This is a genomic window from Phenylobacterium sp. J367 (genome assembly GCF_024699985.1).
Taxonomy (GTDB): domain Bacteria; phylum Pseudomonadota; class Alphaproteobacteria; order Caulobacterales; family Caulobacteraceae; genus Phenylobacterium.
In genome coordinates this window covers 2,206,842-2,232,839 of record NZ_JAJONA010000001.1, presented here as the reverse complement: position 1 = coordinate 2,232,839, position 25,998 = coordinate 2,206,842, and the positions used below count along the sequence as shown (strand labels likewise).

General features: G+C 70.7%; 32 protein-coding genes and 5 pseudogenes. 14 read left to right on the top strand and 23 right to left on the bottom strand.

The genetic code is table 11. The annotated features are described in order from the left end of the window. Window positions 1-93: 93 nt before the first annotated feature. From LRS04_RS11995 to LRS04_RS11985, 3 genes are read right to left on the bottom strand one after another with little or no spacing between them, the layout of a single operon-like run. Complete coding sequence (locus tag LRS04_RS11995; protein ID WP_257816572.1) at window positions 94-300, bottom strand: TonB-dependent receptor; 207 nt, start codon at window positions 298-300, stop codon at window positions 94-96. Further along, window positions 258-821 carry a TonB-dependent receptor gene (locus LRS04_RS11990; protein WP_257816571.1) on the bottom strand — a complete coding sequence of 188 codons (564 nt, stop codon included), beginning with the start codon at window positions 819-821 and terminating at the stop codon, window positions 258-260. Before LRS04_RS11990 ends, LRS04_RS11995 begins: the two co-directional genes overlap by 43 nt. Next, window positions 709-2,148, bottom strand: a complete 1,440-nt coding sequence (locus LRS04_RS11985; protein WP_257816570.1) for a TonB-dependent receptor — start codon at window positions 2,146-2,148, stop codon at window positions 709-711. The genes LRS04_RS11990 and LRS04_RS11985 overlap by 113 nt, the downstream gene beginning before the upstream one ends. 102 nt (window positions 2,149-2,250) lie before the next feature. Between LRS04_RS11985 and LRS04_RS11980 the strand changes: the two genes are divergently transcribed. Continuing rightward, the gene (locus LRS04_RS11980; RefSeq protein WP_257816569.1) at window positions 2,251-2,739 is read left to right on the top strand and encodes a Fur family transcriptional regulator; all 489 of its coding nucleotides are present in this window, start codon (window positions 2,251-2,253) and stop codon (window positions 2,737-2,739) included. 31 nt (window positions 2,740-2,770) lie between these two features. Next, entirely contained in the window at window positions 2,771-3,241 is a 471-nt protein-coding gene (locus LRS04_RS11975) for a hypothetical protein (RefSeq protein WP_257816568.1), read from the top strand. Between the two features lie 154 nt (window positions 3,242-3,395). On the opposite strand, the gene LRS04_RS11970 is transcribed toward LRS04_RS11975, so the two are convergent. Beyond that, window positions 3,396-3,854, bottom strand: a complete 459-nt coding sequence (locus tag LRS04_RS11970; protein ID WP_257816567.1) for an RcnB family protein — start codon at window positions 3,852-3,854, stop codon at window positions 3,396-3,398. A 672-nt stretch (window positions 3,855-4,526) separates the two neighbouring features. Between LRS04_RS11970 and LRS04_RS11965 the strand changes: the two genes are divergently transcribed. Next, on the top strand, window positions 4,527-5,069 hold the full coding sequence (locus LRS04_RS11965; RefSeq protein ID WP_257816566.1) for a DUF924 family protein: 543 nt from the start codon (window positions 4,527-4,529) through the stop codon (window positions 5,067-5,069). A gap of 173 nt (window positions 5,070-5,242) precedes the next feature. On the opposite strand, the gene LRS04_RS11960 is transcribed toward LRS04_RS11965, so the two are convergent. The 4 genes from LRS04_RS11960 to LRS04_RS11945 form a co-directional block, all read right to left on the bottom strand. After that, window positions 5,243-6,154: an SMP-30/gluconolactonase/LRE family protein gene (locus tag LRS04_RS11960; protein WP_257816565.1), complete on the bottom strand. Its 912-nt coding sequence runs from the start codon at window positions 6,152-6,154 to the stop codon at window positions 5,243-5,245. Between the two features lie 29 nt (window positions 6,155-6,183). Then, window positions 6,184-6,702, bottom strand: coding sequence for a dihydrofolate reductase (locus tag LRS04_RS11955; protein WP_257816564.1), 519 nt, complete (start codon window positions 6,700-6,702; stop codon window positions 6,184-6,186). 97 nt (window positions 6,703-6,799) lie between these two features. Beyond that, window positions 6,800-7,147, bottom strand: a complete 348-nt coding sequence (locus tag LRS04_RS11950) for a phosphoribosyl-ATP pyrophosphohydrolase (RefSeq protein ID WP_257816563.1) — start codon at window positions 7,145-7,147, stop codon at window positions 6,800-6,802. Then, the gene (locus LRS04_RS11945) at window positions 7,147-7,992 is read right to left on the bottom strand and encodes a thymidylate synthase (RefSeq protein WP_257816562.1); all 846 of its coding nucleotides are present in this window, start codon (window positions 7,990-7,992) and stop codon (window positions 7,147-7,149) included. The genes LRS04_RS11950 and LRS04_RS11945 overlap by 1 nt, the downstream gene beginning before the upstream one ends. Before the next feature lie 168 nt (window positions 7,993-8,160). On the opposite strand from LRS04_RS11945, the gene LRS04_RS11940 reads away from it, so the two are divergent. Next, window positions 8,161-8,424 carry a hypothetical protein gene (locus LRS04_RS11940; protein ID WP_257816561.1) on the top strand — a complete coding sequence of 88 codons (264 nt, stop codon included), beginning with the start codon at window positions 8,161-8,163 and terminating at the stop codon, window positions 8,422-8,424. A gap of 85 nt (window positions 8,425-8,509) precedes the next feature. On the opposite strand, the gene LRS04_RS11935 is transcribed toward LRS04_RS11940, so the two are convergent. Continuing rightward, window positions 8,510-8,920, bottom strand: a complete 411-nt coding sequence (locus LRS04_RS11935) for an endonuclease domain-containing protein (RefSeq protein ID WP_257816560.1) — start codon at window positions 8,918-8,920, stop codon at window positions 8,510-8,512. Between the two features lie 183 nt (window positions 8,921-9,103). Between LRS04_RS11935 and LRS04_RS11930 the strand changes: the two are divergent. Continuing rightward, window positions 9,104-10,382: pseudogene (locus tag LRS04_RS11930) on the top strand (cytochrome P450). A 178-nt stretch (window positions 10,383-10,560) separates the two neighbouring features. Here the strand turns inward: LRS04_RS11930 and LRS04_RS11925 are convergent. The 6 genes from LRS04_RS11925 to LRS04_RS11900 all read right to left on the bottom strand — a co-directional run bounded on the left by LRS04_RS11925 (window position 10,561) and on the right by LRS04_RS11900 (window position 15,114). After that, on the bottom strand, window positions 10,561-11,196 hold the full coding sequence (locus LRS04_RS11925) for a calcium-binding protein (protein ID WP_257819090.1): 636 nt from the start codon (window positions 11,194-11,196) through the stop codon (window positions 10,561-10,563). Next, window positions 11,078-12,166 carry a M10 family metallopeptidase gene (locus LRS04_RS11920; protein WP_257816559.1) on the bottom strand — a complete coding sequence of 363 codons (1,089 nt, stop codon included), beginning with the start codon at window positions 12,164-12,166 and terminating at the stop codon, window positions 11,078-11,080. Before LRS04_RS11920 ends, LRS04_RS11925 begins: the two co-directional genes overlap by 119 nt. Before the next feature lie 110 nt (window positions 12,167-12,276). Then, the gene (locus LRS04_RS11915; RefSeq protein ID WP_257816558.1) at window positions 12,277-13,500 is read right to left on the bottom strand and encodes an acyl-CoA dehydrogenase family protein; all 1,224 of its coding nucleotides are present in this window, start codon (window positions 13,498-13,500) and stop codon (window positions 12,277-12,279) included. Window positions 13,501-13,513: 13 nt separating this feature from the next. Next, the gene (locus LRS04_RS11910; protein ID WP_257816557.1) at window positions 13,514-13,804 is read right to left on the bottom strand and encodes a putative quinol monooxygenase; all 291 of its coding nucleotides are present in this window, start codon (window positions 13,802-13,804) and stop codon (window positions 13,514-13,516) included. Window positions 13,805-14,088: 284 nt separating this feature from the next. Next, window positions 14,089-14,316: a hypothetical protein gene (locus LRS04_RS11905; protein WP_257816556.1), complete on the bottom strand. Its 228-nt coding sequence runs from the start codon at window positions 14,314-14,316 to the stop codon at window positions 14,089-14,091. A 102-nt stretch (window positions 14,317-14,418) separates the two neighbouring features. Beyond that, window positions 14,419-15,114, bottom strand: a complete 696-nt coding sequence (locus tag LRS04_RS11900; protein WP_257816555.1) for a DnaJ family molecular chaperone — start codon at window positions 15,112-15,114, stop codon at window positions 14,419-14,421. A 113-nt stretch (window positions 15,115-15,227) separates the two neighbouring features. Here LRS04_RS11900 and LRS04_RS11895 point away from each other — a divergent pair. From LRS04_RS11895 to LRS04_RS11860, 7 genes and pseudogenes are all read left to right on the top strand, one after another. Continuing rightward, window positions 15,228-16,160, top strand: a pseudogene (locus LRS04_RS11895) (hydantoinase/oxoprolinase N-terminal domain-containing protein); the annotation flags it as partial. Window positions 16,161-16,269: 109 nt separating this feature from the next. Continuing rightward, window positions 16,270-16,575, top strand: a pseudogene (locus LRS04_RS11890) (hydantoinase/oxoprolinase family protein); the annotation flags it as partial. Between the two features lie 18 nt (window positions 16,576-16,593). Beyond that, complete coding sequence (locus tag LRS04_RS11885) at window positions 16,594-17,049, top strand: hypothetical protein (protein WP_257819266.1); 456 nt, start codon at window positions 16,594-16,596, stop codon at window positions 17,047-17,049. A 62-nt stretch (window positions 17,050-17,111) separates the two neighbouring features. After that, a pseudogene (locus LRS04_RS26845) lies at window positions 17,112-17,939 on the top strand (hydantoinase B/oxoprolinase family protein); the annotation flags it as partial. Between the two features lie 70 nt (window positions 17,940-18,009). Beyond that, the gene (locus tag LRS04_RS11870; RefSeq protein WP_257816554.1) at window positions 18,010-18,948 is read left to right on the top strand and encodes a hydantoinase B/oxoprolinase family protein; all 939 of its coding nucleotides are present in this window, start codon (window positions 18,010-18,012) and stop codon (window positions 18,946-18,948) included. 22 nt (window positions 18,949-18,970) lie between these two features. Beyond that, window positions 18,971-19,573 carry a hypothetical protein gene (locus LRS04_RS11865; protein ID WP_257816553.1) on the top strand — a complete coding sequence of 201 codons (603 nt, stop codon included), beginning with the start codon at window positions 18,971-18,973 and terminating at the stop codon, window positions 19,571-19,573. Window positions 19,574-19,741: 168 nt separating this feature from the next. Next, window positions 19,742-20,017: a DUF1294 domain-containing protein gene (locus tag LRS04_RS11860; protein WP_257816552.1), complete on the top strand. Its 276-nt coding sequence runs from the start codon at window positions 19,742-19,744 to the stop codon at window positions 20,015-20,017. Here LRS04_RS11860 and LRS04_RS11855 read toward each other — a convergent pair. From LRS04_RS11855 to LRS04_RS11835, 5 genes and pseudogenes are all read right to left on the bottom strand, one after another. Further along, the gene (locus tag LRS04_RS11855) at window positions 20,002-20,856 is read right to left on the bottom strand and encodes an aminotransferase class I/II-fold pyridoxal phosphate-dependent enzyme (protein WP_257816551.1); all 855 of its coding nucleotides are present in this window, start codon (window positions 20,854-20,856) and stop codon (window positions 20,002-20,004) included. The genes LRS04_RS11860 and LRS04_RS11855 overlap by 16 nt on opposite strands. 474 nt (window positions 20,857-21,330) lie before the next feature. Continuing rightward, window positions 21,331-21,861, bottom strand: coding sequence for a thioesterase family protein (locus tag LRS04_RS11850; protein ID WP_257816550.1), 531 nt, complete (start codon window positions 21,859-21,861; stop codon window positions 21,331-21,333). Then, a pseudogene (locus LRS04_RS11845) lies at window positions 21,858-22,040 on the bottom strand (acyl-CoA thioesterase domain-containing protein); the annotation flags it as partial. The pseudogene LRS04_RS11845 and the gene LRS04_RS11850, both read right to left, overlap by 4 nt. Window positions 22,041-22,328: 288 nt before the next feature. Beyond that, window positions 22,329-23,606 carry a dicarboxylate/amino acid:cation symporter gene (locus LRS04_RS11840; protein WP_257816548.1) on the bottom strand — a complete coding sequence of 426 codons (1,278 nt, stop codon included), beginning with the start codon at window positions 23,604-23,606 and terminating at the stop codon, window positions 22,329-22,331. Window positions 23,607-23,668: 62 nt separating this feature from the next. Further along, window positions 23,669-24,379: a Crp/Fnr family transcriptional regulator gene (locus LRS04_RS11835; RefSeq protein ID WP_257816547.1), complete on the bottom strand. Its 711-nt coding sequence runs from the start codon at window positions 24,377-24,379 to the stop codon at window positions 23,669-23,671. A gap of 128 nt (window positions 24,380-24,507) precedes the next feature. Between LRS04_RS11835 and LRS04_RS11830 the strand changes: the two genes are divergently transcribed. Together LRS04_RS11830 and LRS04_RS11825 are read left to right on the top strand one after the other, a co-directional pair. Then, window positions 24,508-24,690 carry a hypothetical protein gene (locus LRS04_RS11830; protein WP_257816546.1) on the top strand — a complete coding sequence of 61 codons (183 nt, stop codon included), beginning with the start codon at window positions 24,508-24,510 and terminating at the stop codon, window positions 24,688-24,690. A gap of 62 nt (window positions 24,691-24,752) precedes the next feature. Beyond that, entirely contained in the window at window positions 24,753-25,037 is a 285-nt protein-coding gene (locus LRS04_RS11825; protein ID WP_257816545.1) for a hypothetical protein, read from the top strand. Window positions 25,038-25,079: 42 nt separating this feature from the next. Here the strand turns inward: LRS04_RS11825 and LRS04_RS11820 are convergent, their stop codons facing one another. The 3 genes from LRS04_RS11820 to LRS04_RS11810 all read right to left on the bottom strand — a co-directional run bounded on the left by LRS04_RS11820 (window position 25,080) and on the right by LRS04_RS11810 (window position 25,973). After that, entirely contained in the window at window positions 25,080-25,283 is a 204-nt protein-coding gene (locus LRS04_RS11820; RefSeq protein WP_257816544.1) for a hypothetical protein, read from the bottom strand. Between the two features lie 203 nt (window positions 25,284-25,486). Next, entirely contained in the window at window positions 25,487-25,714 is a 228-nt protein-coding gene (locus LRS04_RS11815; RefSeq protein ID WP_257816543.1) for a hypothetical protein, read from the bottom strand. A 97-nt stretch (window positions 25,715-25,811) separates the two neighbouring features. Continuing rightward, window positions 25,812-25,973 (bottom strand): hypothetical protein, encoded by a 162-nt coding sequence (locus LRS04_RS11810; protein ID WP_257816542.1) that lies wholly within the window; start codon window positions 25,971-25,973, stop codon window positions 25,812-25,814. Between the last annotated feature and the right edge of the window lie 25 nt (window positions 25,974-25,998).

Here is a 25,998-nt window from a genome sequence, read left to right as displayed (position 1 = left end):
AGTGGCGTTCCAGCGCTGAGTCAGCGCCTGGCCGACACTCCCCCACCCGGCGGCCTTCGGCCGTCCGCCCTCCCCTGAAGGGGAGGGATCAGCTCAGAAGCTGTACGCCACGCCCAGCCGGAAATTCCGCCCGGGCAGCGGGGCCAGGTCCTTCAGGAAGCTCGCGTGCTCGCGGGCCTCGGTGTCGGTCAGGTTGCGGGCGTCGAGGAACACCTTGAAGCCCTGATCCTTCAGCGGACGCACCGTCACCTGGGCGTTCAGCAGGGTGTAGCCGTCGGTCGGCAGCTCGAAGTCCGCCACCCGATCCTGGCCGGCGACCCGCCGGGCCTCCAGGCTGGCGCTCCAGCGGGCCCCTCGGCCACGCCGCGCAGGGCCGCCGACCAGGGCGGGATCCGCGCCGGGGCGCCCAGGTCGGTGTCGCCGCGCACATAGTCGGCCGCGCCTTCCAGGCGGAAGCTCGACGTTCCCTCCTGCCACAGCCGGTAGGAGACCTCGGCCTCGAAGCCGTGGAAGTCGGCGTCGGTCTGCAGATAGGCGTAGATCGGCAGGTGGCTCTCCTCGTCCTCCTCGCCGGTGGGACGCAGGTCGATGAAGCCGTCGTACCTCACGGCGAACAGGTGCAGGTCGGCCGTCCAGCGCTCGGAATCGTAGTGCGCCGTGGCGTCCAGCGACCACGAGACCTCCTGGTCGAGGTTCGCATCGCCCACCTCATAGGCCCGCGTCGCCGGGTGCGGGCCGTTGGCGAACAGCTCCTCCTGGGCCGGCGCCCGGCTGGTGCGCGAGCCCGACAGGCTGAAGAACCAGCCGTCGGCCGGCCGCACGAAGCGCCCAGCGAGGCCGAGACATTGGTGAAGTCGCGGTCGCCGGCCACGCTGTCCAGCGACCGCTGGTCGAGGCGCAGGCCGCCTTCCACGCCCCAGGCGGCCCGGTCGAAGCGCTGCAGCACGAAGGCGCCCCCTCCTTGGTCCGGGTCTTGGGCACCAGGGCCTCCTCGCCCTCGGCGTCGAAGTCGCGCGACAGGGCCTGGAAGCCCACCGCGCCGTTCCAGCCGTCCCGTTCGGGCTGCACCAGCTCGAGCCGGCCTTCCCAGCCTTCCGAGAAGAACCGCGTCGCCGGCGCGCCGCCCTCCAGCTCGACGTGGGTGTAGTCCGCGTAGCCGCCGGCGAAGCGCAGCTTCTCGAACGGGCCGAGGTTGATGCGGTGCTCGCCGCGGAGGTCGTAGCGGGTCTGCTTGAGGTCGATGGAGACCGGGGCCTCCTCGTCCTCCTCGTGCGCCTCGCCGTCCTCGTGGTCCTCCTCGTGCCCGTGCTCGTCCTCGTGCCCATGCGCATGGCCCGGAACGCCATAGGTCGTCTCGGTGCGCTTCACCGAGAGGCCCAGGAAGCCGTTCTCGCCCACATAGGTCAGGCCGCCGCCGTAGGAGGTGAGCTCGGTCGAGGTGTTCTCGACGATCGAGTCCGCCGGCCCGGCCCATTCCTCGCCGTCGGCTTCCATCTGGCGCTTGGATTCCGGCGTGGTGGGGACCTCGTAGTCGTCCGTCTCGCGGCGCACGCCGTCCAGGCTCACGACCCAGGGCCCGGTCCCCGCCTGCAGCGAACCCGAGACCATCCTGCCGTCGTCCACCGTCGAGCCCGACGCCAGCACCCGGCCACGGAGCCCGTCCACCGGATCGCGGGCGATGCGGTTGTCGATGACGTTGACGATGCCGCCGATCGCCGAGCCGCCGTAAGCCAGGGCCGACGGCCCGCGCAGGACCTCGATCCGCTCGGCCTCCTGCGGGTCGGTGGCCACCGCATGGTCCGGCGACAGGGCGCTGGCGTCCACCTGGCCCAGGCCGTTGGAGAGCACCAGCACCCGCGGGCCCGCCAGGCCCCGGATGACCGGCCGGCTCGCGCCGGGTCCGAAGAACGTCGAGCGCACGCCCGGCACCCCGGTCAGCACGTCGCCCAGGCCGCCGACCGGCGCGGTGTCCAGCGCCTCACGCTTCAGGATGTTCACGCTGGTCGTGGCCGAGCCGATGGAGATCGGATAGGGCGCGGCGGTGACCACCACCTCCGAGAGGTCCTTCTCGCTGTCCGCGGTCGCGGCGAAGGCGGGCGAGCTCAGGGCGGCCAGGGCCGTGGCGGTGAGCAGGGCAGTCCGCGTCATATACGCTCCGGAACTTGGATGTTATGTTGTAACACTACCGTTATGAAATAACATAACGACCCGTCAAGCCCGTTGCGGCGCCGGCCGACCGGGATTACCTGAATGCGCATGGGAGATGCGTGCCATCATGCCGACGGCGTCCACGCAGGGCTGAAGGGCCAGGCGTTGAAGCACGCCCTCGCCTCCGCCGAGACCCGCTGCGCCGACACCCAGGAGCGGCTGACCGCCCCGCGCCGCCGGGTGCTGGAGCTCCTGCTGGAAGCCGACGCGCCGCTGAAGGCCTACGACCTGATCGCCGCCTTCGGCGCGGGCGGTGAGCCCGCCAAGCCGCCCACCGTCTACCGCGCGCTGGAGTTCCTCGAGCGCCTGGGGTTCGCCCACCGGATCGAGAGCCTGAACGCCTACGTCCCCTGCCGGCTGGAGGCCGACGGCCACGTGGCGGCCTTCCTGATCTGCGACTGCTGCGGCGCGGCCGAGGAATTCGAGCCCGACCTGACCGAGGGCCTCGCCGCCGCCCGGGCGTCCGGCTACGCGCTGCGCGCCGTCACCCTGGAAGCCCGCGGCCACTGCCCCGCCTGCCGGGCGGGCTGAACCGCCGTCCCCGCGCAGCGTTCCGGAGCCGATGCGCAAGCAGATCTTCCTCGACTGCGACGGCGTGCTCGCCGACTTCGACCGCGGCGCCGAGGCGATCCTCGGCCTGCATCCGCGCGCCTTCGAGCGCCGCCACGGCCTCGGCCGCTTCTGGGCGAAGCTCGCCCGGGCCGAGGGCTTCTTCGAAAGCCTGGAGCCGCTGCCCGACGCCTTCGAGCTCTATGAGGCGGTGAAGCACAGGGACCCGATCATCCTCACCGGCCTGCCCGGCGGGACCTGGGCCGAGCCCCAGAAGCGGCGGTGGGCCGAGAAGCATTTCCCCGGCGTGCCGGTGATCACCACCAAGGCCGCGCTCAAGCACGAGCGCCTCCACCCCGGCGACGTCCTCGTCGACGACCGCGACAAGCACCGCCACCTCTGGGAAGGCGCCGGCGGCATCTTCGTCCACCACAAGGACGCGAAGACCTCCATCGCCGAGCTCAAGGCCAGGGGGTTTATCTGACGTCCATCCCTCCCCTTCAGGGGAGGGTCACGCCGCGTGAGCGGCGAGGGTGGGGAAGTCGCGTTCAAGCGCTGAGTCAGCGCCCCGGCCCACACTCCCCCACCCGGCGGCGCTGTCGCGCCGTCCACCCTCCCCTGAAGGGGAGGGATCGCTCCTACCAGAACACGTACCGCACCACCTGCACGACGCGGCCGCTCCAGAGGTCCACCAGGACGGCGTCGTAGCCGACGCGGACCCAGTCGTAGCCCGGGGGCGGCATGGGCAGGCCGAAGTCCCACCAGCTCCCCAGCCGGTAGGGGGCGTCGTACCAGCCGCGCGGCAGGATCTCGCCGAACGTCCAGGCGCGCACATAGAAGCCCACCGGCGCGCGCCAGACATGCCCCCCGATAGCGGTGGCCGCTGTTGTAGATCGGCGGATAGCGCTTGCGGTCCCAGCGGGCGACGTTGGGCGGCGGGCCCCGGCCGTCGCGGCCGCCCGACCAGCGCCGGTCGCCATCGCCGCGCTGACCGTCGCCACGATGACCGTCGCGCCCGTCGCGATCGCCACGGTTCCAGCCGCCGCGGTCGCCGTCGGGACGCCCGCCCCGGTCGCCGTCGGCGCGGCGGTCGCCATCGCGCCGGTCGCCGCCGCGGTCGCCGCGCGGACCCCGGCCGTCCTGGCCGTTCCACATGTTCCAGTCGCGGGTCTCCACCCGGTCCTCGTGGTCCTGCAGGTCGCGGCCTCTCAGGCCCGAGGTGTCGGCGTCGCCGTCGCGGTCGACCCAGCGGCCGGACTGGGTCCAGTTGCGGTCGCCGCTGCGGCCGTCGCCGCCGCCCCGGCCGCGCCGCGGCTGGCCGCCGGCGTCCGGCGCCTGGGGCGCGGGGCGGGCTTCCGGCGGCCGCGGCGCCTGGCGCGCCTCGGTGGAGGCCGGCTCGGCCCGGCGCGTGTAGACGCCCCGGCCCACGGCGCGCGGCGCCTGGTCGCTGGGTCCCGTACGGGCCTGCGGCTCACGATCCCGCGGCTCGCGCGCCCGCTGTTCGCCGCCGCCCCGCTCGCCTCGGGGGCCGCGTTCGCGCCCGCCGTCCTGCGCCATCGCCACGCCGCTGGCCCCGGCCAGCAGCACCAGGGCGAGCGCCATCGTCTTCGTCGTCTTCGTCACTGTCGTCTTCCCCCGTGGCCGCGTCCGCGGCCGGGATTCGAAGTCCCTTGCGTGCAGGAATGGCGCCGCATGGCTGAACCGCGCTTGAACGGCGCGCCGGCTTGCGCCACCTCAGGGCCGAGCGTGAACGAGGCGAGGAAACCCCCGTGGCGGCGACCCCGAACGACATCCTGGGCTTCTGGACCCATGCCGGGCCGGAGAAGTGGTACGCCAAGAACCGGGCCTTCGACGACGCCATCCGCCTGAAGTTCGAGCCCGTCCACCACCGCGCCGCGCGCGGCGAGTACGACGCCTGGGCCGCTACCGCCGACGGCGCGCTCGCCCTTCTCATCCTGCTCGACCAGTTCCCGCGCAACCTCTACCGCGGCTCGGCCCATTCCTGGGCCACCGACCCCAAGGCCCGCAGCATCGCCCGCGCGGCGGTCGAGGCCGGCTTCCACCGCCAGGTCGACGCGCCCCTCCGCCAGTTCTTCATGCTGCCCTTCGAGCACTCCGAGGACATCGCCGACCAGGACTTCGGCCTGGCGGTCGCCGCCGAGCTGGACGATCCGGAGATCCTCAAGTGGGCGGTGATCCACCGGGACATCATCGCGAAGTTCGGCCGCTTCCCCCACCGCAACGCCGCCCTCGGCCGCGTCACCACCGAGGACGAACAGGCCTTCCTCGACGACGGCGGCTTCGCGGGGTGAGCCGCCCCGCAGGTCTTGCCGCAGCACGTCATCCTAGGCCTTGTGCCTAGGATCCCTCTCTCGGTCGCACCGTCATTTCGGGACGCACGCCAGGACTTGCGCGACCGCTGCGACGCCGTGCGTTCGCCACAGGGATCAGAGGCATAAGGCCTAGGAGGACGTTCAACGGGAGCTCAGCCGTTGTACTTGAGCTTCAGCCCAGGCCGAGGCCACCGGGCCTTGAACAGCTTGCCGGTCGCCGAGGCGGTGATCCAGGCGGTCTGCATGTCCGGCCCGCCGAAGCAGATGTTGGTGCAGATCAGGTCCGGGAAGGCGAAGTGTTCGGTGGAGCCGTCCGGGTCGAAGGCGGTGATCCCGCCGTTGATGATCGTCGCCACGCAGACCTTGCCGCCGGCCTCCACCGCGAGGCTGTCGAGGAGCTGGTAGCCCGGCAGGTTGCAGATGATCCGCCCGGGCGCGAAGCCCGCCGGCGGGGCCAGCACCCCGGTCTCGGCCACGTCGAAGGCCCAGAGCCGGCCGAGCTGGGTGTCGGCCACATAGACGGTCCTGCCGTCCGGCGAGAGCCCCACCCCGTTCGGCGAGATGATGTGATCGCGCTGCCGGCTGATGTGGCTCCCGTCGGCCTTCGCATAGTAGAGCGCGCCGAACTTCCGGCCCTCCGGCGTCGAGGAGCCGTGGTCGGTGAACCAGAACCCGCCCTGGCCGTCGAACACCAGGTCGTTCGGTCCGATCAGCCGGCGGCCGTCGCAGCTCTCATAGACCGTCTCCAGCCTGCCGCTCTTGGGATCGAACCGCTGGATCATCCCGCCCGTATGGCTGGCCGGCGTCGGGCCGGGGATGGTCATTCCCTGGTTCTCGAGCCACTGGAACGAGCCGCCGTTGTTGGTGATCCAGATGGCGCCGTCCGGGCCGATGGCCGCGCCGTTCGGCCCACCGCCGGTCTCCACCACGGTCTCCTTCGAGCCGTCGGGCTTCACGCGGGTCAGCCGCTGGGCCTTGATCTCCGTGAGGATCACCGAGCCGTCGGCCATGGCGATCGGCCCCTCGGGGAATTCGAAGCCTTCGGCGACCAGTTCGAAGTCCATGCCGTCCCTCCCTTTGTTCTTGGGAAGGACTATAGGCGCTCCAGCACGCGGAAGACGAAGGGATACTGGTCGGTTTCTGACGCCGGGTGAGCCTCCCGGCGCACCTCCCGCCAGCGGCTCTCGTCGATCGGCGACAGGCGGACGTCGCCCTCCACCTCGGCGTCTACTTCGGTGAGGTAGAGCCGGCGCGCCCGGCCGAGCGCCAGCTCGAAGAGCGAGGCCCCGCCGATCACGCAGACCTCGTCGACCCCGTCCTCCTCGGCCTGCTCGCGGGCGATCTGCACGGCCTCGGAGAAGTCCTCGCAGACGATCGCCCCCTTGGCCTCGAACGAGCCGTCCTTGGTCAGCACGATGTTGGTCCGCCCCTTCAGCGCCCCGCCCGGCAGGCTCTCGAAAGTCTTGCGGCCCATGATCACCGGCTTGCCCATGGTGACCGCCTTGAAGATCTGCAGGTCGCTCTTCAGCCGCCACGGCAGCGTCCCGTCCCGGCCGATGACGCCGTTGCGGTCACGGGCGATGGGGCCGGCGGTCAGGATGATCTGGGACATGGGTAGCTGATAGCAAACCCGAGGGCGCCTCCCACTACCGCTCATCCCGGCGAAAGCCGGGACCCATGCGGCGCCGGGAAGACGGACGGGGCGGAGACTAGACCGCGGACTCGGCTTGGGCCCCGGCTTTCGCCGGGGTGAGCGGAGATTGGGATGGCTCCAGCCAGCTCAGCCACTTCGCCTCCACCGCCGCCTGCGGGTCGATGCCGAAGCGGCGGCAGTAGAGCAGCAGCATGCACAGCACGTCGGCCGCCTCGTCGGCGCGGGCCTGGTCGGGAACGGTCCCGCGCCCGCGGCCGGAAAGCTTCAGGTGCGCCTGGGCGAGCTCGCCCAGCTCCTCCTGCAGCTTCAGCAGGAACCAGTCGTCGTCGCGCTCGATGCCGTACTTGCCGGCATAGATGTCCGAGATCTTCGCCGCCGCGTCGCTGATCTCGGCGAGCGTCATCAGACCGCGATCGGCGCCGCGATCGAGGGGTGCGCCTGGTAGCCCTCGAGCTTGAAGTCCTCGTAGTCGAAGCCGAACAGGTCGTCCCGGTCCGCCACATGCATGATGGGCATCGGCAGGGGCTCGCGGGTGAGCTGCAGCCGGGCCTGATCGAGGTGGTTCAGGTAGAGGTGCGCGTCGCCCAGGGTGTGCACGAACTCGCCGGGCTCCAGCCCGGTCACCTTGGCCACCATCAGGGTCAGCAGCGCGTAGGAGGCGATGTTGAACGGCACGCCCAGGAAGACGTCGGCCGAGCGCTGGTAGAGCTGGCAGGACAGCTTGCCGTCGGCGACGAAGAACTGGAACAGGCAGTGGCAGGGCGGCAGGGCCATGTCCTCCACCTCGGCCGGGTTCCACGCCGAGACGATGTGGCGGCGGCTGTTCGGATTGGTCTTCAGCCCCTCCACCACGGCGGCGATCTGGTCGATCACCCGGCCGTCCGGCGCCGACCACGATCGCCACTGCTTGCCGTAGACCGGCCCGAGCTCGCCGGCGTCGTCGGCCCACTCGTTCCAGATGCTGACGCCCCGCTCCTGCAGCCAGCGGACGTTTGTGTCGCCCCGCAGGAACCACAGCAGCTCCAGGATGATCGACTTCCGGTGCAGCTTCTTGGTGGTCAGCAGCGGGAAGCCCTTCGACAGGTCGAAGCGCATCTGCCGGCCGAACACCCCCTTGGTGCCGGTGCCCGTGCGGTCGCCGCGCTCCACGCCGTTGGCCAGGATGTCCTCGAGCAGGTCGAGGTACTGGCGCTCCGGATGGTCGTGGGCGGCCTGGTAGCGGTCGGCGATGGAGACGGTGGCGTTCATGGTTGGTGAGCCTGCCCGATTCGCGAATCGGAATCCCTGATCGCGGAATGGGCATCCACAGCCTTGGGAGCGTCCGTTCGTCGCAAATTAAGAGTTTGAAACTTGGCGGTGGCGGTTCGCGCCGCTATGGGCCGAGGCAACCTCCCAATTTTTCAGGTACGCATACAGATGATCCTCGTCTCCGCCCTGGCCGCGCTGGCCCTCGCCGCGGCCCCGGAAGCCGCTGTCTCCGCCGAAAAGGCCGCCCCCGCGACGGCCGCCGCCCCGGCCCTCGATTCCAAGGCCGCCGTGAAGACCAAGAAGGTCTGCACCGAGACCCCGGCGATCAGCGGCAGCCGCATGCCGAAGCGCAAGTGCAAGACCGTCGAGGTCAAGGACACCGCCGCCCCCGCCGCCGCCGGCGTCAAGGCCGACGCCCAGCACCAGCACTAATCGCTTCCAAGCCCCTTCTCCCCTTGCGGGAGAAGGCGGCCCAATCCCTCCCCTTCAGGGGAGGGACAGACGGTGCGCAGCGCCGTCAGGGTGGGGAAGTCACGGCCAGGCTCGGCGTTTGGGGACGCACACCTCCTGCCCGCCGCGACGGCCGCGCTTCGAGCGCCTGGACGATCACGTCCATCACCCGATCGATTTCGTGGCGCACCTCCGAGTTCCAGAACCGCAAGACGCGGAACCCCTCCCGTTCCAGGATACGGTCCCGCAGGCCATCGTGATCGGCGCGGACCGGCTCGCTGTGCTGCCCGCCATCGACCTCGATCGCGAGCATCCGGTCCAGACAGGCGAAATCGAGGAAATAGCCGCGCACCGGGTGCTGCCGACGGAAGCGGTATCCCTGCTCGCGACGCCGTTTGAGCCGGTTCCAGAGCCAAACCTCCGGTTGCGGCATGCTCCGGCGAAGTTCTCGCGCCTTTCGCGCGACCTCTGAGACCATTCCAGACCTCCCCCACCCCGGCCGCGTCCGCGGCCTGCCCCTCCCTGAAGGGGAGGGATTGTGTTCCCTTTACGTTCTCACAACCCCCGTCCCTCGTCCAGCCCCGCTTCCCAAGTCCGCCTTTCCGGCGCAATCTTTGACTGAACGACGGTCACTCAAGACCGCCTGGGGAGGACGACAGCCATGGACGACGGCTCCATCGACCTGAAGCGTGCGGCCCGCGAGGCGGCCTATTCCATGCCGCTGGAGGACATCAACCCGGCCGACCCGGAGCTCTTCCGCACCGACACCCACTGGCCCTACTTCGAGCGCCTTCGGAAGGAGGACCCGGTCCACTGGGGCGTCAGCCACTTCGACGACGTGGGCGGCTACTGGTCGGTCACCAAGTACAACGACATCATGGCCGTGGACACCAACCACGAGGCGTTCTCCTCCGAGCCCACCATTGTGCTGCCGGACCCGGACGCGGACTTCACCCTGCCGATGTTCATCGCCATGGACCCGCCCAAGCACGACGTGCAGCGCAAGACCGTGAGCCCCATCGTCGCCGGCCCCAACCTCGCCAAGATGGAGGCCGTGATCCGCGAGCGGGCCGGCGCCATTCTCGACGACTGCCCGATCGGCGAGGAGTTCGACTGGGTCGACAAGGTCTCCATCGAGCTCACCACCATGACGCTGGCGACGCTCTTCGACTTCCCCTGGGAGGACCGCCGCAAGCTGACCCGCTGGTCCGACGTGGCCACCGCCGCGCCGGACAGCGGCCTGTTCTCCACCACCGACCCGGAGATCGCCGAGCAGGAGCGCCGCGCCGAGCTCTTCGAGTGCGTGGACTATTTCACGAGGCTCTGGAACGAGCGGGTCAACGCGCCGCCGAAGCCCGACCTGATCTCCATGCTGGCCCACGGGGAATCCACGCGGAACATGGACCGCATGGAGTACCTCGGGAACCTGATCCTGCTGATCGTCGGCGGCAACGACACCACGCGGAACACCATCTCCGGCTCGGTCCTGGCGCTGAACCAGAACCCCGACCAGTACGACCGGCTGAGGTCCGACCATTCGGTCATCCCGGCCATGGTCTCCGAGACCATCCGCTGGCAGACCCCCCCTCGCCTACATGCGCCGCACCGCCAAGCGCGACGTGGAGCTCGGCGGCAAGACCATCCGCGAAGGCGACAAGGTGGCCATGTGGTACGTCTCGGGCAACCGCGACGAGGAGGTCATCGAGCGGCCCAACGACTACTGGATCGACCGGCCGCGGGTGCGCCAGCACCTGTCCTTCGGGTTCGGCATCCACCGCTGCGTCGGCAACCGGCTGGCCGAGCTGCAGCTCAAGATCATCTGGGAGGAGATCCTCGCCCGCTTCCCGACCATCGAGGTCACCGGGCCGCCGAAGCGAGTCTATTCCAGCTTCGTGAAGGGCTACGAGCACCTGCCGGTTGTCATCCCGACGCGGAACTAGGGGCGGGAGTTCTTCTCCCTTCCTCCTCGATGGAGGAAGGGCGGGGATGGTGGTGGAGGCAGCGCTTCGAAGCGAAGGGCGCTCATGGGCGCAGCGCCCAACGAAGCCGTCTGCTTCACATCGGCGCGATCACCACCACCCAACCCTCCTCCATCGAGGAGGAGGGCTTTCGAGGCCGCTAAGCCCCGAACAGCCAGTCGCCGGTCAGGCTCGATAGCTGCACGCCGACCAGCACCACCCGGCCGCCGCCGCCCATCTGGATCTCCACGTCGGCGCCCACCTGGACCACCGAGTAGGTCGTGCCGGCCAGCAGGTTCACCCGGTCGCCCTCGGCGCGGCTGAAGTCCAGCACCCGGTCGATGCCGGCGTCGCCGTGGCTGTGGAAGATGTCGGCGCCCAGGCCGCCGGTGAGGGTGTCGTTGCCGCGGTCGCCGGCCAGCCAGTCGTCGCCGGCGTCGCCCTTGACCACGTCGTTGCCCTGGCCGCCGCGCACGATGTCGGCCTCGGCCCCGCCCTCGCAGGTGTCGTCGCCGAGGTTGCCATAGACGATGTCCGCCCCGGCCTCGCCGAAGAGGGCGTCGTTGTCCTTGCCGCCGACCACCCAGTCGTCGCCGTCGCCGCCCCAGGCGCGGTCGTCGCCCATGTTGCCGTTGATGTCGTCGAAGGCCGCCCCGCCGGTCAGGCTGTCGTTCCCCTCATCGCCGCGCAGGTAGTCCTGGCCCGCACCGCCCGAGATGCTGTCGTTGCCCAGCCGCCCGTGGATCGCATTGGCCGCCGTGTTGCCGGTGACGGTGTCGGCGCCCGCGCTGCCGATCACGTTCTCGATCACGCTGGTCTGGTAGATCGCGACGTTGTTGGTCCAGGTGTAGGTGTCGGCCTCGGCGAAGGACGACGCCAGGAAGCTCGCGTAGCCCTGGCCGTAGATGCCCGTCCAGTAGGCCGCCTGCTCCGCCCCCCGACCACTTGGCGATCGACGAGAACGCGCCCGGCGTCAGGTCGACGATCGAGCCGCGGGTGTGGGCCGACAGGTCGAAGGTGTCGGTCCCGCCGGTGTCATAGACGGTCTCCAGGATGCCGACGCTCTGGGACCAGCTGTAGGTCGTGTCGCCGTTCGCCGCCGTCAGGTCCTGGCCGTACTTCGACTGGATGGCGGTTATGTCGAGCATCATCGGCGTCGACGGCTGGACCAGCACGCCGTCCCAGCGGATGCCCGTGCCCGTCGAGGTCACCTGCTTGATGTAGGCGTCCGGGATCGTCTCGTAGGACATCACCGTGTAGCGGGCGTTGTCGTACTCCGCGGGCAGGCGGTTCGAGCCCTCGAACGGATGCTTCAGGCCGAGCGCGTGGCCGATCTCGTGGATAAGGGTGTGGAAGTCGTCGTCGGTCGGCGTGAAGGTCCGCGTCTTGGTGGACTCGTCCAGCCAGACGTCCCCGTCCCAGCTCGCGCCCGCGCCGAATGTCGGAGGCGTGTAGGCAAAGGCGATGGCGCCCTCGGTGAAGTCGTCCACGTCGGTGAAGGCCACACGGATCTGGCCTGGCGGCAGCGCGTCGTTCGTCTCGGTGATGGAGGGCGAGATCAGCCGGTCCCAAGCCGCGATCGCCTGCCGGAAGGCCGCCGCCTGGCTGGCGTTCAGCACGCCGTAGTCGGCGTTGTCCTGTTCGTCGCCGGCCGGATAGCCCGCCCAGGTCGCGCCCGCGCCCGGAATCGAGAAGGTGATCTGCGAGCCCTGCCACTTGCCGCTGCCGGACAGCGCCGCGATGGCCTGCTGGTCGGTGATCGGCATGGCAAACCCTCGCGAAACGGAACTTCCGCAGGAAACTTACCGCCAAACCCTACCGAATGATGACCCGACGTGGTGTCGCGCCCGTCACAGCGGGGCGGCCGCGCTTTGCCTCAGAGCCCGAGGACCATCTTGGCCATGATGTTGTGCTGGATCTCGTTCGACCCCGCGTAGATCGAGGTCTTGCGGTAGTTGAAGTACATCGGCGCGACCGTGGCCGCATAGTCCGGGCCGGCGCGGGGCGCATTGGTCCGCCCCTCCAGCTCGGCCCAGGTGTCGCGCACGAACGGAGCCGCATAGACGCCCGCCGCCTCCAGGGCCAGCTCGGTCATCGCCTGCTGCATCTGGCTGCCCTCCAGCTTCAGCATGGAGGAGACCGCCCCCATGGCCTCGCCGTTGGCGCGGCCTGCGAACACGCGAAGCTCGGTGGCGTTCAGCGCGCCCATCTTGATCTCGGCCTCGGCCAGCTTCCGCCGGAAGTCCGGGTCGTCGAGCATCCGCTGGCCGCGGCCGTTCTGCTCGACGGCGGCGATCTTCTTCACCTTGTTCAGCATGTGCGACAGGCCCGGCGCATAGGCGTTGCCGCGCTCGAACTGCAGCAGGTACTTGGCGTAGGTCCAGCCCTCGCCTTCCTTGCCGATCCGGTTCGACACCGGCACGCGGACGTTGTCGAAGAAGACCTGGTTGATCTCCTGGTCGCCCTCCGCCGGCCCGTCCAGCGTCGGGATCGGCACGATCTGGATGCCCGGCGTCTTCATGTCGAGCAGCAGGAAGGAGATGCCCTGCTGGCGGATCGCCTCGTTGGAGGTCCGGACCAGGCAGAACATCCAGTCGGCCCACTGGGCGTAGGTCGTCCAGGTCTTCGAGCCGTTCAGGACATAGTGGTCCCCGTCGCGCTCGGCCTTCAGGGCCAGGGAGGCGAGGTCCGACCCCGACCCCGGCTCGGAATAGCCCTGGCACCACCAGACGTCGGTGGAGAGGATCTTCGGCAGGTGCTGGGCCTTCTGCTCGTCGGTGCCGAACGCCATCACCACCGGGGCGCACATCTTCAGGCCCATGTTGGACGTGGACGGCGCGCCGGCCAGCGCCATCTCCATGTCGTAGATGTACTTCTTGCCCAGGCTCCAGCCCGTGCCGCCGTACTCCACCGGCCAGTCCGGCGCGATCCAGCCCTTGTCGGCGAGCCGCTTCAGCCAGCGCACCTGGCCGTCCTTGTTGATGTGGCCGTTCTTCGACTGGGCCATCCGGGCCCGCATGTCGTCGTCGAAGGCGTCGGCGATGAAGGCCCGGACTTCCTCGCGGAAGGCGAGCTCCTCAGGGGTGAAGTCCAGGTCCATGGCCATCTCCCGATCAGACGCCGTCGAGGTATTCGATCTGAGGCGCGCCCGCGAGCACGCCGGCGAACTTCGGCCCGGCCGCCTTGAAGTGGGCCGTGCCGCCGTGATGCGTCAGGGCGTCCTGGTCCTTGTAGAGCTCCAGCACCTTGTAGGTGGTGGGATCGGTCCGGCTCTTGGTGAGCTGGTAGGCGATGTTGCCGGGCTCATTGGCCCGCACCTGCGAAGCCAGCTCCGTGAAGAACGCCTCGAACTCCGAGGTCTTGTCCTCCCGGATCTTCAGCGTCGCGATCACCCCGATGGTCATGCCGTTCCTCCCAACATCTGTTTGAAAGTGAACGGTAGAGGCGTGCGGCCTCATCATCAAGCTGTCATCCCCGAAGCCGCGCCGCGGCTGTCCGGGACCGATACGCTCCGCGCAGGCAGGATGAACGCAGCGTCGACGTCTGCGCGGATCCGGGATTATCGGCGTTTATGGGTCCCGGTCTTCGCTTCGCGAACCGGCATGACAGCCGGTGGGAGCGCCTTAGGAGGATCGCTCGTTCCAGCCGTAGGCGACCCAGTGGTGGCCGCCGAGGTGGCGGGCTTCGATCACGCGTCGCCGCGGGCCCGGTTCTTGGCGGTGCGCCGCGCGCGCATGGCGAGGCCGGCGAAGGCGAGCAGCGCCGAGGCCATGATGGCGATCACCGCGACGGTGGCGGCGAAGAAGATCGCCAGCACCGCGCCGACGATCACGGCCGCGGCCGTGGCCAGCGAGCCGACCACCACAGCGAGGCTGCGGAGCGCGGACCCATGCCGGGCGGCGAAGTCTTTCACCATGGCGTCCTCTCGATCCTCCTGACGGAGGCAGAAACCGACTATGTCGGCCTGCGGGTTCCCGTCGTCAATAATCTATGAGTGTTAACGGCCCGATTTGGGTATTTACGCGGCGCCTTCGAGGGCGAAGCTGCGCCGCTCCCGCACGATCGCGTCATAGGCGGCGTTGATCGCCGCGGCCTTGGCCTCGGCCACCTCGATGAACTCCGTGGGCAGGCCGCGGCCCCGCGCCCGGTCGGGGTGCGCTTCCGACAGCATCGCCTTCCAGGCGCGGCGGACGTCCTCGTCGCGGGCGTCGTGGGCCACGCCCAGCACCTCGTAGGGATCGTCCTTCTCGGCGCCCAGGTGGGTCGCCTTGATCCGCCGGAAGGTCAGCGGGCTCTGGCCGAACAGCTCCGAGACCCGTTCCAGATAGGCGAGTTCGTCTGCCGTCACCGCCCCGTCGGAGGTGGCGATGTGGAACAGGCCGTCCAGCACGTCCTCGAGGATCTGCGGGCAGCCCCGGTAGCGCTTGGCGAGGCGCCGCGCGTAGCTTTCGAACCCCCGGGTCGTCTGGCGGGCGAGCTGGTAGAGCCTGCGGATATTGCCCTGGCTGCCGTCGTCTGCCTGGAACACCTGGGCGAACACGGAATATTCGGCCGCGTGGGCGTCGCCGTCGGCCTTGGCCAGCTTGGCGCCCAGCGCCGTCACCGCCGTCGAGAACGCCGGGTCCTCGCCGGGCAGGCCGGCCGGGCAATCGGCGCACTCCGCCTCGTCGAGGTTACGGACGGCCAGTCCTGCTATTTTGCGCCAGAAGCTCATGGGAGTAAGCCCAAGCCTTAGAAGTTTGGTCACGCCGTGACAATCGTTCGGAGTGTGAAGTTTTGGACATCCGCTGGAGTTTCTCGATCGACCGCGGCGGCACCTTCACCGATGTGATCGGCCGGACCTCGGATGGTCATGAGACCTCCACCAAACTTCTCTCCGTCTCCACCGCCTATACGGACGCGGCGGTCGAAGGGATGACTCGTCTGCTCGGAATTCCGCCAGGCGCGCCGTTTCCGGCCGAGCGCGTCGACGCGATCAAGATGGGCACCACGGTCGCGACCAACGCCCTGCTGGAGCGGGCCGGCGCGAAGACCCTGTTCGTCACCACCGAGGGCTTCGCCGACGCCCTGGTCATCGGCGACCAGTCCCGCCCGGACCTCTTCGCGCTCGTCATCGATCGCCCGGCCCCGCTCTACGCCGGCGTCGCCCCGGCCGGCGAGCGGCTGGACGCCTCGGGCGCCGTCGTCCGGCCGCTCGACCGCGACGCCCTGGCCGCGAAGCTCCGGGCGGCGGTCGCCGAGGGCTACACGTCCGCAGCGATCGCCTTCCTGCACTCCGACCTCAATCCGGCTCACGAGCTGGCGGCCGGCGACCTGGCGCGCGAGGCGGGCTTCGAATTCGTCGCCCTCAGCCACGAGGTCTCGCCGCTGCCGCGCTTCGTGCCCAGGGCCGAGACCACGGTGGCGGACGCCTACCTGACGCCGATCCTCCAGGCCTATGTCCGCCGCGTCGCCGACGCCGTGGCCGGCGCCCCGCTCTATTTCATGACCTCGGCCGGAGGCCTCGTCCGCGCCGAGGCCTTCCGTGGCCGCGACGCCGTACTCTCCGGCCCGGCCGGCGGCGTGGTCGGCGTGGCCCGGACCGCGCAGCAGGCCGGCCGCGAGGCGGTGCTGGGGTTCGACATGGGCGGCACCTCCACCGACGTCTGCCGCTTCGCCGGACGCCTGGAACGCCGCGACACCGCCCGCGTGGCCGGGGCGAAGCTGCGGGCGCCCATGCTCGACGTGGAGACCGTGGCGGCCGGCGGCGGCTCGGTGCTGGCCTTCGACGGGATGCGCGCGAGGGCCGGCCCGGCCAGCGCCGGCGCCCGTACCGGGCCCGGCCTGCTACGGCCGCGGCGGCCCCGCGGCCGTCACCGACGCCAACCTGGTGCTGGGCCGCCTCGACCCCCGGTTCTTCCCGAGCGTCTTCGGGCCCGCCGGCGACGCGCCGCTCGATCCGGAGGCCGCGCGCGCCCGCCTGAGCGATCTCGCCGCCGCCATGGGCGCCGCGAGCGTCGAGGCCGCCGCCGAAGGCTTCGTCGCGGTCGCCGTCGAGCAGATGGCCCAGGCCGTGCGCCGCATCTCCACCGAGCGCGGCTTCGATCCGCGCCAGCATGCCCTCACCGCCTTCGGCGGCGCCGCCGGCCAGGTGGCCTGCCAGACGGCCGAGGCGCTCGGCGTCACCGAGGTGCTCTGCCCGAAGTATGGCTCCGTGCTCTCCGCCTGGGGCATCGGAGAGGCCGAGGTCGCCGCCCTGCGCCAGGCCGGCCTTGAACGCCCGCTTGGCCCCGAGGGCTTGGCTGCCGCGAGCACCCTCCTCGACCAGACCGAGGCCGAGGCCCGCCAGGCCCTCGCCGACCAGGGCGCCGAGGCCGGCCAGGTCCGCCGCACGCTCCGCCTCCGCTACGACGGCGCCGACGCCGAGCTGCCCGTCGAGACCACCGACCTCGCCGCCGCCAAGGCCGCCTTCGAACAGGCCCACCACCGCCTCTTCGGCTTCGTCGAACCCGACCGCACCATCCTCATCGCCGCCGTGGAAGCCGAGGCGGTCTCCATCCCTCCCCTTCAGGGGAGGGACAGGCGGCGCGAAGCGACGTCAGGGTGGGGAAGTCACGCTCAGGACCCCGCCTCTCGGCCCGGCCCACGCCCCCCCCACCCCGGCCGCTGACGCGGCCTGCCCCTCCCCTGAAGGGGAGGGATGGACGCGGCTCTACGCCCACGGCGCCTGGCATGACGCCCCCCGTCGTCCCCGCCGACAGCCTCACCGCCGTCGACGGCCCCGCCCTCGTCGTCCGCGCCGACACCCAGATCGCCGTCCTGCCCGGCTGGCGCGCGCGCGCCGACGCCGACGGCCTCATCCGCCTGACCCGCACCTCGGCCGCCGCCCGGCAGCAGATCGCCCTCGACCGGCCCGACCCCGTCACCCTCGAGCTCTTCAACCGCCGCTTCATGGGCGTCGCCGAGGCCATGGGCGCGGCCCTGGAGCGCACCGCGCACTCGGTGAACATCAAGGAGCGGCTCGACTTCTCCTGCGCCCTCTTCGACACCGACGGCGGTCTCGTCGCCAACGCCCCGCACATGCCGGTCCACCTGGGCTCCATGGGCGCCAGCGTCCGCGCCGTCCGCGACCGTCACCCGGATCTGAAGCCCGGCCAGGCCTTCGCGCTCAACAACCCCTACGCCGGCGGCACCCACCTGCCCGACATCACCGTGGTCATGCCGGTGTTCGTCCCAGTTCCTCCCCCATCGGGGGAGGGGGACCGCGAAGCGGTGGAGGGGGTCCGCTCAGAACTCGGTTCCGACCCCCTCCGTCTCGCCGCTTCGCGGCGATCCACCGCCCCCGATGGGGAGGAATCGCAGCCCAGCTTCTACGTCGCCGCCCGCGGCCACCATGCCGACGTGGGCGGGGTGCAGCCGGGCTCCATGCCGCCCTTCTCCCGCACCATCGACGAGGAGGGCGTGATGCTGGACGCCCTGCCGATCATGGCCGAGGGCCGGTTCCTGGAGGCCGAGGTCCTGGAGGCGCTGACCGCCGGACGCTTCCCGGCCCGCGCCCCGGAACGCAACCTCGCCGACCTCAAGGCCCAGATCGCCGCCTGCCAAGCCGGGCGCCGCCGCCGTCGCCGGGATGATCCGCACCCACGGCCCCGAGGCCGTGGCGCGCTACATGGGCTTCGTCCAGCAGAACGCCGCCCAGGCGGTCCGCCGCGCCGTGGGCCGGCTCACCGACGGCCAGGCCCGCGTCCCCATGGACGGCGGCGGCGAGATCGTCGTCGCCACCACGGTCGACGCCGCGGCGGGCGAGGCGGTGCTCGACTTCCGCCGCTCCGCCGACCAGCTCCCGTCCAACTTCAACGCGCCCTCGGCCATCGTCGACGCCGCGGCGCTCTACGTCTTCCGCACCCTGGTCGACGACGACATCCCGCTGAACGCCGGCTGCCTGGAGCCCCTGAGGATCCTCACCCGCGACGGCTCCATGCTCGCCCCGCATCCGCCGGCCGCCGTGGTCGCCGGCAATGTCGAGACGAGCCAGCACGTGGTCGACGCCCTCTATTCGGCGCTCGGCGTCATGGCCAACGCGCAAGGGTCGATGAACAACTTCACCTTCGGCGACGAGACCCGGCAGTACTACGAGACGATCTGCGGCGGGGCCGGGGCCACCGCGACCGCCGACGGGGAGAGCGCCGTCCACACCCACATGACCAACTCCCGCCTCACCGACCCGGAGATCCTGGAGCGCCGCTTCCCGGTGCGCGTCGAGGCGTTCGGCATCCGCGCGGGCTCCGGCGGCGCAGGGGCGAAGCGCGGCGGCGACGGCGCGGTCCGCCGCATCCGCTTCCTGGCGTCCATGGAGGCGGCCCTGCTCTCGTCGCGCCGGGACCATGCCCCGCAGGGCCTGGCCGGCGGGTCCCCGGCGCTGCCCGGCCGTCAGCGTTTGATCGCAGCCTCCGGCGCGGTTACTGAACTTCCGGGCTGCTTCTCCGTTACGGTGAAGCCAGGGGACGCCATCGAGATCGAGACCGCAGGGGGCGGGGGATACGGTCGCGCGGCGCCCGAAAATCGCTGAAATCCAGGATATGACTGACGGTATGACTGCGCTTGCTCTTGCCCTCGCCCTGTTCGCCCAGGACGCCCAGACCGCCTCAGCCGGGGCGACCACCGTGACGACGGCCCCGCCGCCCGGCGCGGAGGCCCCCGCCAGCCATCCGACCGGCGCGCCGTCGGAGGACTATCCCTTCGTCGCCTGGTGCTACGGCGCGCTGCGCGGCTACCTCGACCTGCACGACCAGATGATCCCGGAGGTGCGGCGCATCGAGGCCGCCTTCCGCCCGCCGGGCCGCACGCTCGCCGAGGACATGAAGGTCTATGCGGACCAGCAGGCCTACGGGAAGGCGGCGCTGGTGAAGTTCCAGTCGGCGCTCACCGCCGCCGAGAAGGCCAGCCTGCGGCCCATCAACCAGCAGGGCGCCAACGCCGTCCGCCAGGGCCGCGCCATCTGGAACCACGGCGAGGACGTCCAGAAGCGCACCGTCGCCCAGATGTGGATGAGCTGGGCGCTGCCGGCCAAGTGCGAGACCGTCGCCACAAGCCTCGAACAGCGCGCCACCCTCATGGGCGCCACCTTCAAGGTGAACAGCCTCGAGGAAGCGCCGGCGGAAGAGGCGGCCGCTCCCGAAGCGAAGCCGGAATGAGGTCCACCCCTCCCCTGCAGGGGAGGGAGAGATCGCGTGAGCGATCAGGGTGGGGAAGTCCCGCTCAAGCGCGACGCTGGCAGGATGAGCGCCTCTCCGGCCTCACTGAGCCTGGCCCGCCCTTCCCCACCCCGGCCGCTCGCGCGGCCGCCCCCCTGAAGGGGAGGGATGACCATGTGGCTCCTCGCCGTCCTCATCGGCCTCAATCTCTGGACGTTCGCCGAGTTCGCGGCCGACAAGCGCGCCGCCGCCCGGCGCGAGCGGCGGATCCCTGAGCGCCGGCTGCTGCTGCTGGCCGCCGTCGGCGGCTCGGTCGGCGCGGTCGCCGCCCAGCGCCTGCTGCGCCACGAGACCGCGAAGCAGCCCTTCGCCGCCATCCTCGGCGGGATCGTCGCCGCCCACGCCCTGGGGCTGGCGGCGCTCGCCCTCTACCGGTTCATGTAGGCCGCGAGGCGGCGCAGCCCCTCGGCGTTCTTCTCGGGCCGCGCCGCGAAGCACCAGCGCAGCCAGCCTTCGCCCTCCGGCCCGAAGGCCACGCCGGGCGCGAGCCCCAGCTTCGCCTCGTCGATCAGCCGCTTGGCCATGTCGACCGAGTCCGTGCAGCCCTCGATGCGGAAGAAGGCGTACATCCCGCCGTCCGGCTCCGGCGCCTCGATGCCCGGGATGGCGTTCAGCCCGCCCACCACCTGGTCCTTGGCCGCGACCAGCTCGGCGCGCAGTTCGGCGATCCACGGCTCGCCTTCGTTCAGCGCCACGATGGCCGCGTCCTGCACGAAGTCCGGGGCGCAAGAGGTATTGTACTCCAGGAGCACGCCGACGCTTTCCATCAGGGCCGGCGGCACGACCATCCAGCCCAGCCGCCAGCCGGTCATCCGCCAGGTCTTGGAGAAGGAGTTGGTGCTGATCACCCGGTCCTCGTCCGTCGCCAGGTCCAGGAACGACGGCGCCCGGTCCGTCCCGAACGTCAGCCGCTCGTAGACGTCGTCGGCGATCAGCCAGGTGCCGTACTCGCGGCACCGCGCCAGCACCGCCGCCCGGTCGTCGGCCGGCAACATCCAGCCGGTGGGATTGTTCGGCGAGTTGAGGAACAGCGCCTGGGTGTCCGGCGTCAGCGCGTCCATCAGCCGGTCCATGTCGAGGCGCCAGCCGCCCTGCCCCGGCTCTACCGGGATCACCTCCACCTGGCCCGACAGGATGCGCGGGATCTCGGCGACGTTCGGCCAGACCGGCCCCGTCACCACCACCCGCCCGCCCGGCGACACCGTGGTCTGCGCCGCCACCATCAGGGCGCTGACCCCCCGACGACGTGATCGCCAGCCGCTCCGGCCCGATGGCCCGCCCATGCAGCGCCGTCAGATACCGCGACAGCGCGTCCCGCAGGTCCGCCCGGCCGAGGTTGTGGGTGTAGTATGTCCGTCCGGCCAGCAGGGCCTCGGCCGCCGCCCGGCGCACCGGCTCCGGCGTCGGCAGGTCGCCCTCCCCGAACCAGAACGGCAGCACGTCCGGCCGGCCCAGCGCGGCGTTCGACACGTCGCGGATCTTCGAGGAGCGGAGGGCGAGGACTTCCGGGACGCGCGATCGGCGGAAACATGTGGTGGTCTTAGATCATCCCTCCCCTTCAGGGGAGGGTGGACGAGGCGAAGCCTCGGACGGGTGGGGAGTCGCGTTCAGGCCGAACGCCGCGTTCCGGCCCACCCTTCCCCACCCCGCTCGCGTCCCGCGAGCTGCCCCTCGCCTAAAGGGGAGGGATGGAGAATTCACCCCAGCCGCTTCGCCTGCGCGAGCGCACAGCACGACGCCGAGCCGATCGGTCCCTGCTCGTCGTAGAGGAAGCACTCGCCGATCGCCACGCCGTCCGTCGAGCCGTGGTTCACCACCTCGAAGCCGACCCACGCCGTCACCGGCTCGCGGTGCAGGTACACCGTCACGTCGGAGTTGATGTACTCCAGCCCCTTGTCGCCGGCGTTGGCGAACGGGCTCGCGAAGTCGGCGGCCACCGCCACACGGCTGAACGGCGTCCAGGCCCGGCCCTCCACCAGTTCGCGCACCTCCGCCATCCAGGTCTTCCGGGGCCCCACGGTCCCGAAGGCGCCGGCGATCGGCTTCATCTTCCACATGCCGCCCATGCCCATCCGCGGGTCGGCGGGCTCGGGGATCTCCGCCGGCCGGGGCGCGCCCCAGTCCTCGGGTTTCCACACCGTCCCCTCCGTGGGGTCGGTCCGGCGCAGGAGCTGGCAGGTGGCGCGCCCGGCGCTCACCCCGCCCGAGATGAACTCGGCGTCGATCACCTTGATCCGGCGCCTTCGCGCACCACCCGCGTCGTCACCTCCACGGGCGACAGGTCCGGCAGCCGGTACATGTCGACGGTCAGCCGGGCCGGCATGAACGCCGGCTCCCCGAACTGCCGCTCGATCTCCGCGCCCAGCAGGCCGATCACCACCCGCCCGTGCAGGGACGCGCCGCCGTTCCACGGCCCCCGGCTCGCATCCGTGGGGACGAAATGGTCCCCCCTCGATTCGAAAGAAAGGTTCGTTGCTCATGGCGCGGGACCTTGCCGGAGGTTCGCGCGCCGGAGCAATCCCTCCCCCTTCAGGGGAGGGTGGACGAGGCGAAGCCTCGCCGGGTGGGGGAGTCGCGTTCAAGCGCAGAACTTGCCGGAAGCGCGCCCTTCGAGAAACGCCGGGACCGGGCCGCCCTTCCCCACCCCGACCGCCTTTTGGCGGTCTGCCCCTCCCCTGAAGGGGAGGGATGATCTTTACCCCAGCGCCGGCTTCACGTCGGCGTCCACGGCCGGGTCGGGCTCGGCGTCCTTGGCGAGGATCGCCGTCACCGCCATGTCGCCGGTGACGTTGCCGAGCGTCCGGAAGATGTCCGGGATCACCTCCACGGCGATCAGGATCGGCAGCAGTTCCAGCGGCAGTCCGAGCGCCAGGCAGATCGGCCCGGTGGACATGAAGAACGACACCTGCCCGGGCAGGCCCACGGAGGCGACGCTGACCGCCAGCGCGATAATCACCGCCGCCAGCCACTGCATCGGCTGCGGCTCGATGCCGTAGACGTTGGCCACGAAGATCGCGACCCCGATGTTGGCCACCGGGCTGGTCATCTTGAACACCGAGACCGCCAGCGGCAGGACGAGGCCGGTCACCCGGTCGGGGACCTTCAGGGCGTCGCGGCTCTGCTCGATCATCGCCGGCAGGCAGGCGATCGACGACTGGGTGGCGAAGGCCGTCACCTGCACCGGGGCCAGCGCCCGCGCCCACTGCCCGAGCGGGATGCGGGCCACGGCGACGGCCAGCAGGTAGGCGAAGAGCGTGATCCCGAGCTGGGCCAGCACCACGGCGACGATGTAGTGGCCGATGATCCCCACGGCGCCGACGCCGGCCCGGAGGCCGACGCCGAGCGTCAGGGCGAACACGCCGACCGGCGCGGCCCACAGAACCCACCGGACGATCTGCACCATGGCCTGCGAGAGGGTGTCGAAGAACTCGGTGAGCGCCGCCCGCCGCGCATCCGGCAGCCGCGTCACCGCGAAGGCGAAGAAGCCGGCGAAGAACACCAGCGGCAGGATCGCGTCGTCCGCCGCCGAGCGGATCGGATTGGTCGGGGCCAGCGCCTTGATGAACTCGCCGAACGAGGGCGTCTGCTGCACCTCGGGCGGCGGCGGCGGCGCGCCGGCGGTCAGGGCCGCGGCGCCGGCCTCGCTCACCGGGAACAGGCCGTAGAAGCCGTAGCCGAAGGCGATCGTCCAGGCGCAGCCCACCAGCAGCAGGACCAGGAACCAGAGCAGCGCCTTGACCGCCAGCTTGCCGGTCGCCGCCGCGTCGGCGACGCTGGCGATCCCCACCACCAGCACCGAGAACAGCAGCGGGACGACGGTCATCCGCAGGCCGTTGAGCCACAGCGTGCCGATCGACTCCACGCCTTCGACGAAGCCCTTCAGCCCCGCGCCGCCGTAGGCCGCGACCGCTGCGCCCAGCGCCAGCCCGGCCACGAGCGCGATCAGCACCCGCACGCTCAGCGATTTCAGCATCCCGTCCCCCAGAACAACCGCGGCAACCTAGTGGGTGGTTTCCGCGGGCGCCAGCCGCCGCCTCAGACGGTCGCCCGCCGCTTCGGTTTCAGCAGGGTGTCGATGCCCCGCTGCACGGTCTGGAAGCACTCGCAGCTCACGCGTTCGAGCCCGCTGCGGTCCTCGATGGTGATCCGGCCACGGACATAGGAGATCAGCCCCTTGGCCTGCAGCTCGGAGGCCACCGCCGTCACCGTGGTCCGCTGCACGCCCAGCATCACCGCCAGGTGCTCCTGGGTGAGCGGCAGGACGTCGGTCCGGAGCCGCTCGCGGGTCTGCAGCAGCCAGCGCGCCAGCCGCTGTTCGGCGGTGTGCAGGCTGTTGCACGCCGAAGACTGGGCGGACTGCAGAAGCGTGACCTGGGCGTGGTGGACGATGCAGCGGCTGAGCGCGTCGCTCTCGAGGGCGGCGGCCCGCAGGCGCTCGAGCGGCAGTTTCCAGGCCCGTCCGGCGACCTGCACGCTCATCCGCTCATAGGCGGTTGACGACCCCAGCGCATGCAGCAGGCCATAGCCGCTCTCGCAGCCGATCGTCCGGCTCTCCACCTGGCCGCCGTCGCGCATCACCGTCACCAGCGACAGCACGCAGTCGATCGGCAGGTACACGTCGCGCACCGTGCGGCCCGGCTCGTCTAGCACCGCCCCGCGTTCGAGCGTCACCTCCACGAGGTCCGCGGCCAGCCTGCCGATGTCAGCCGGGTCGAGCGCATCGAGGAAATGGTTGTGCCAGTCCATGCGTCCCGTAACGCCGACATCCCCCGATTGGCTGCGCTTGCCCAATGTCGGGCTTCGACAGACAGCGGGGCCGCGGCGGCCTAGGGTTCCGCCTGGGGACGTCGTAAAAGTGGTCGGGGAAACCGGGGTTGGGCGAAATACTTCTCTACGGCCTGGACGAGGCCGACGCGATCGTCCTGACCGAGCGGTTCGGCGAGACCGATCGCTCGCGCCTGCGCGCCATCGCCCGCGAGCGCCTGGAGCGCTGCGCCGCCGTGGAGGTGTGGGACGGCCAGATCTGCGTCATGCGGCTGAAACGCGGGGAGGTTTGACGGGCGCGGCGGATCGAACCTCCGCCTTGGGCGTTCAGCTAGCTCACCCGAAAGGACCGTCGATGCCGCACGCCCGTAAGCAGCTACCCGTCTTCCCCGGTGCAGGGGAGCTGCGCTACCGCGGTTTCAAGGGCCAGGTCGACTACGAGATTCACGGCGAGCCGACGTCGCTCCGCTACGGTCCCGCCCGCCTGCGCGGCCAGATCACCGCCTCGCCCGAGATCGCCGAGAATGCGTTCCGCGCCGGCGAGGGCGAGCTCACCCTGGAAAGCGGCGTGGTCTACCGCCTGACCATGCTGGGCTACACCCCGGGCGCGCAGGTCACCTATTTCGAGATGCGGATCTGACCGAACCCTCCCCGGCAGGGGAGGCGGGGCGAGATCATCGGCCTATCCGGCCGAGCACATGCTGCCCTTGGGCACGGTGAAGATCAGCACGTCGTCTTCCCAGACCTCCGCGCGCTGGCCGTCGGGCCGTTGCGCCAGCAGGGCGCCGGCGCGGACGATGGCCTCGTCGCGTGTGACGTGATCGGGAAGAACCTCGAAGTGCGGCACACCGCCGGAACTTCGGTGGACATAGCAGAGATACGGCATCACCAGACCCCTCGATGACTACGGGAGTGTTGGCCCTCTTGCCGGGGCGTTGCTCACCATCGCCCGGTCAAGGAATGGCCGGGTCGATACCGCATTGTGCGCGCGGCCGGGCTGTTCGCCTACGGGATTCTGGGTGACGGTATTGAAACAATCGCAGGCACAGACGCCTGCGTCAGGTACCCGACATAGGACTGTGATGGTATTCAGCGCACGGACCTGTGGACGAATTCTTTGACAGCGCTGCCCGTTCCTAGCCGGCGCGGGCCTGATAGCGCATTGAAAGCGACGCCGCGGCGCTCGCCCAGGTCGGCGTCGCGCAGCCGCCGGGCGACCTCGGCGAGCGCGCTGACCCGCTCGTCGAACCGCGCCACCTCCTCGCCCTGGTGCTGGACGATCCAGGTCCCGGCCTGCTCGATCACCTCGAACTTCATCTCTACGCCCCTCGGGTACTACAACCCGAGCGATAGACCGGCTTCGGTTAACACACCTACTGCGCGTGGGCAGAAATCCTGCGCCCGGTTGTCGCAGCTAGGGCGCGGGCCGCGTCCGCACCTCCAGGTCGCAGATGCTGAAGTCCGCGCCGCGCGCCCGGCGCGTCTCGGCGAGCCGCCGCTGGAAGGCGGCGCCCCGCGGGTCCTCGACCTCCAGCCTCGGTCGCTCGGCCGCCGGCAGGTCCGCGGCGACGCGCACGCTCAGCATTCGGTCCGGGTCGGCC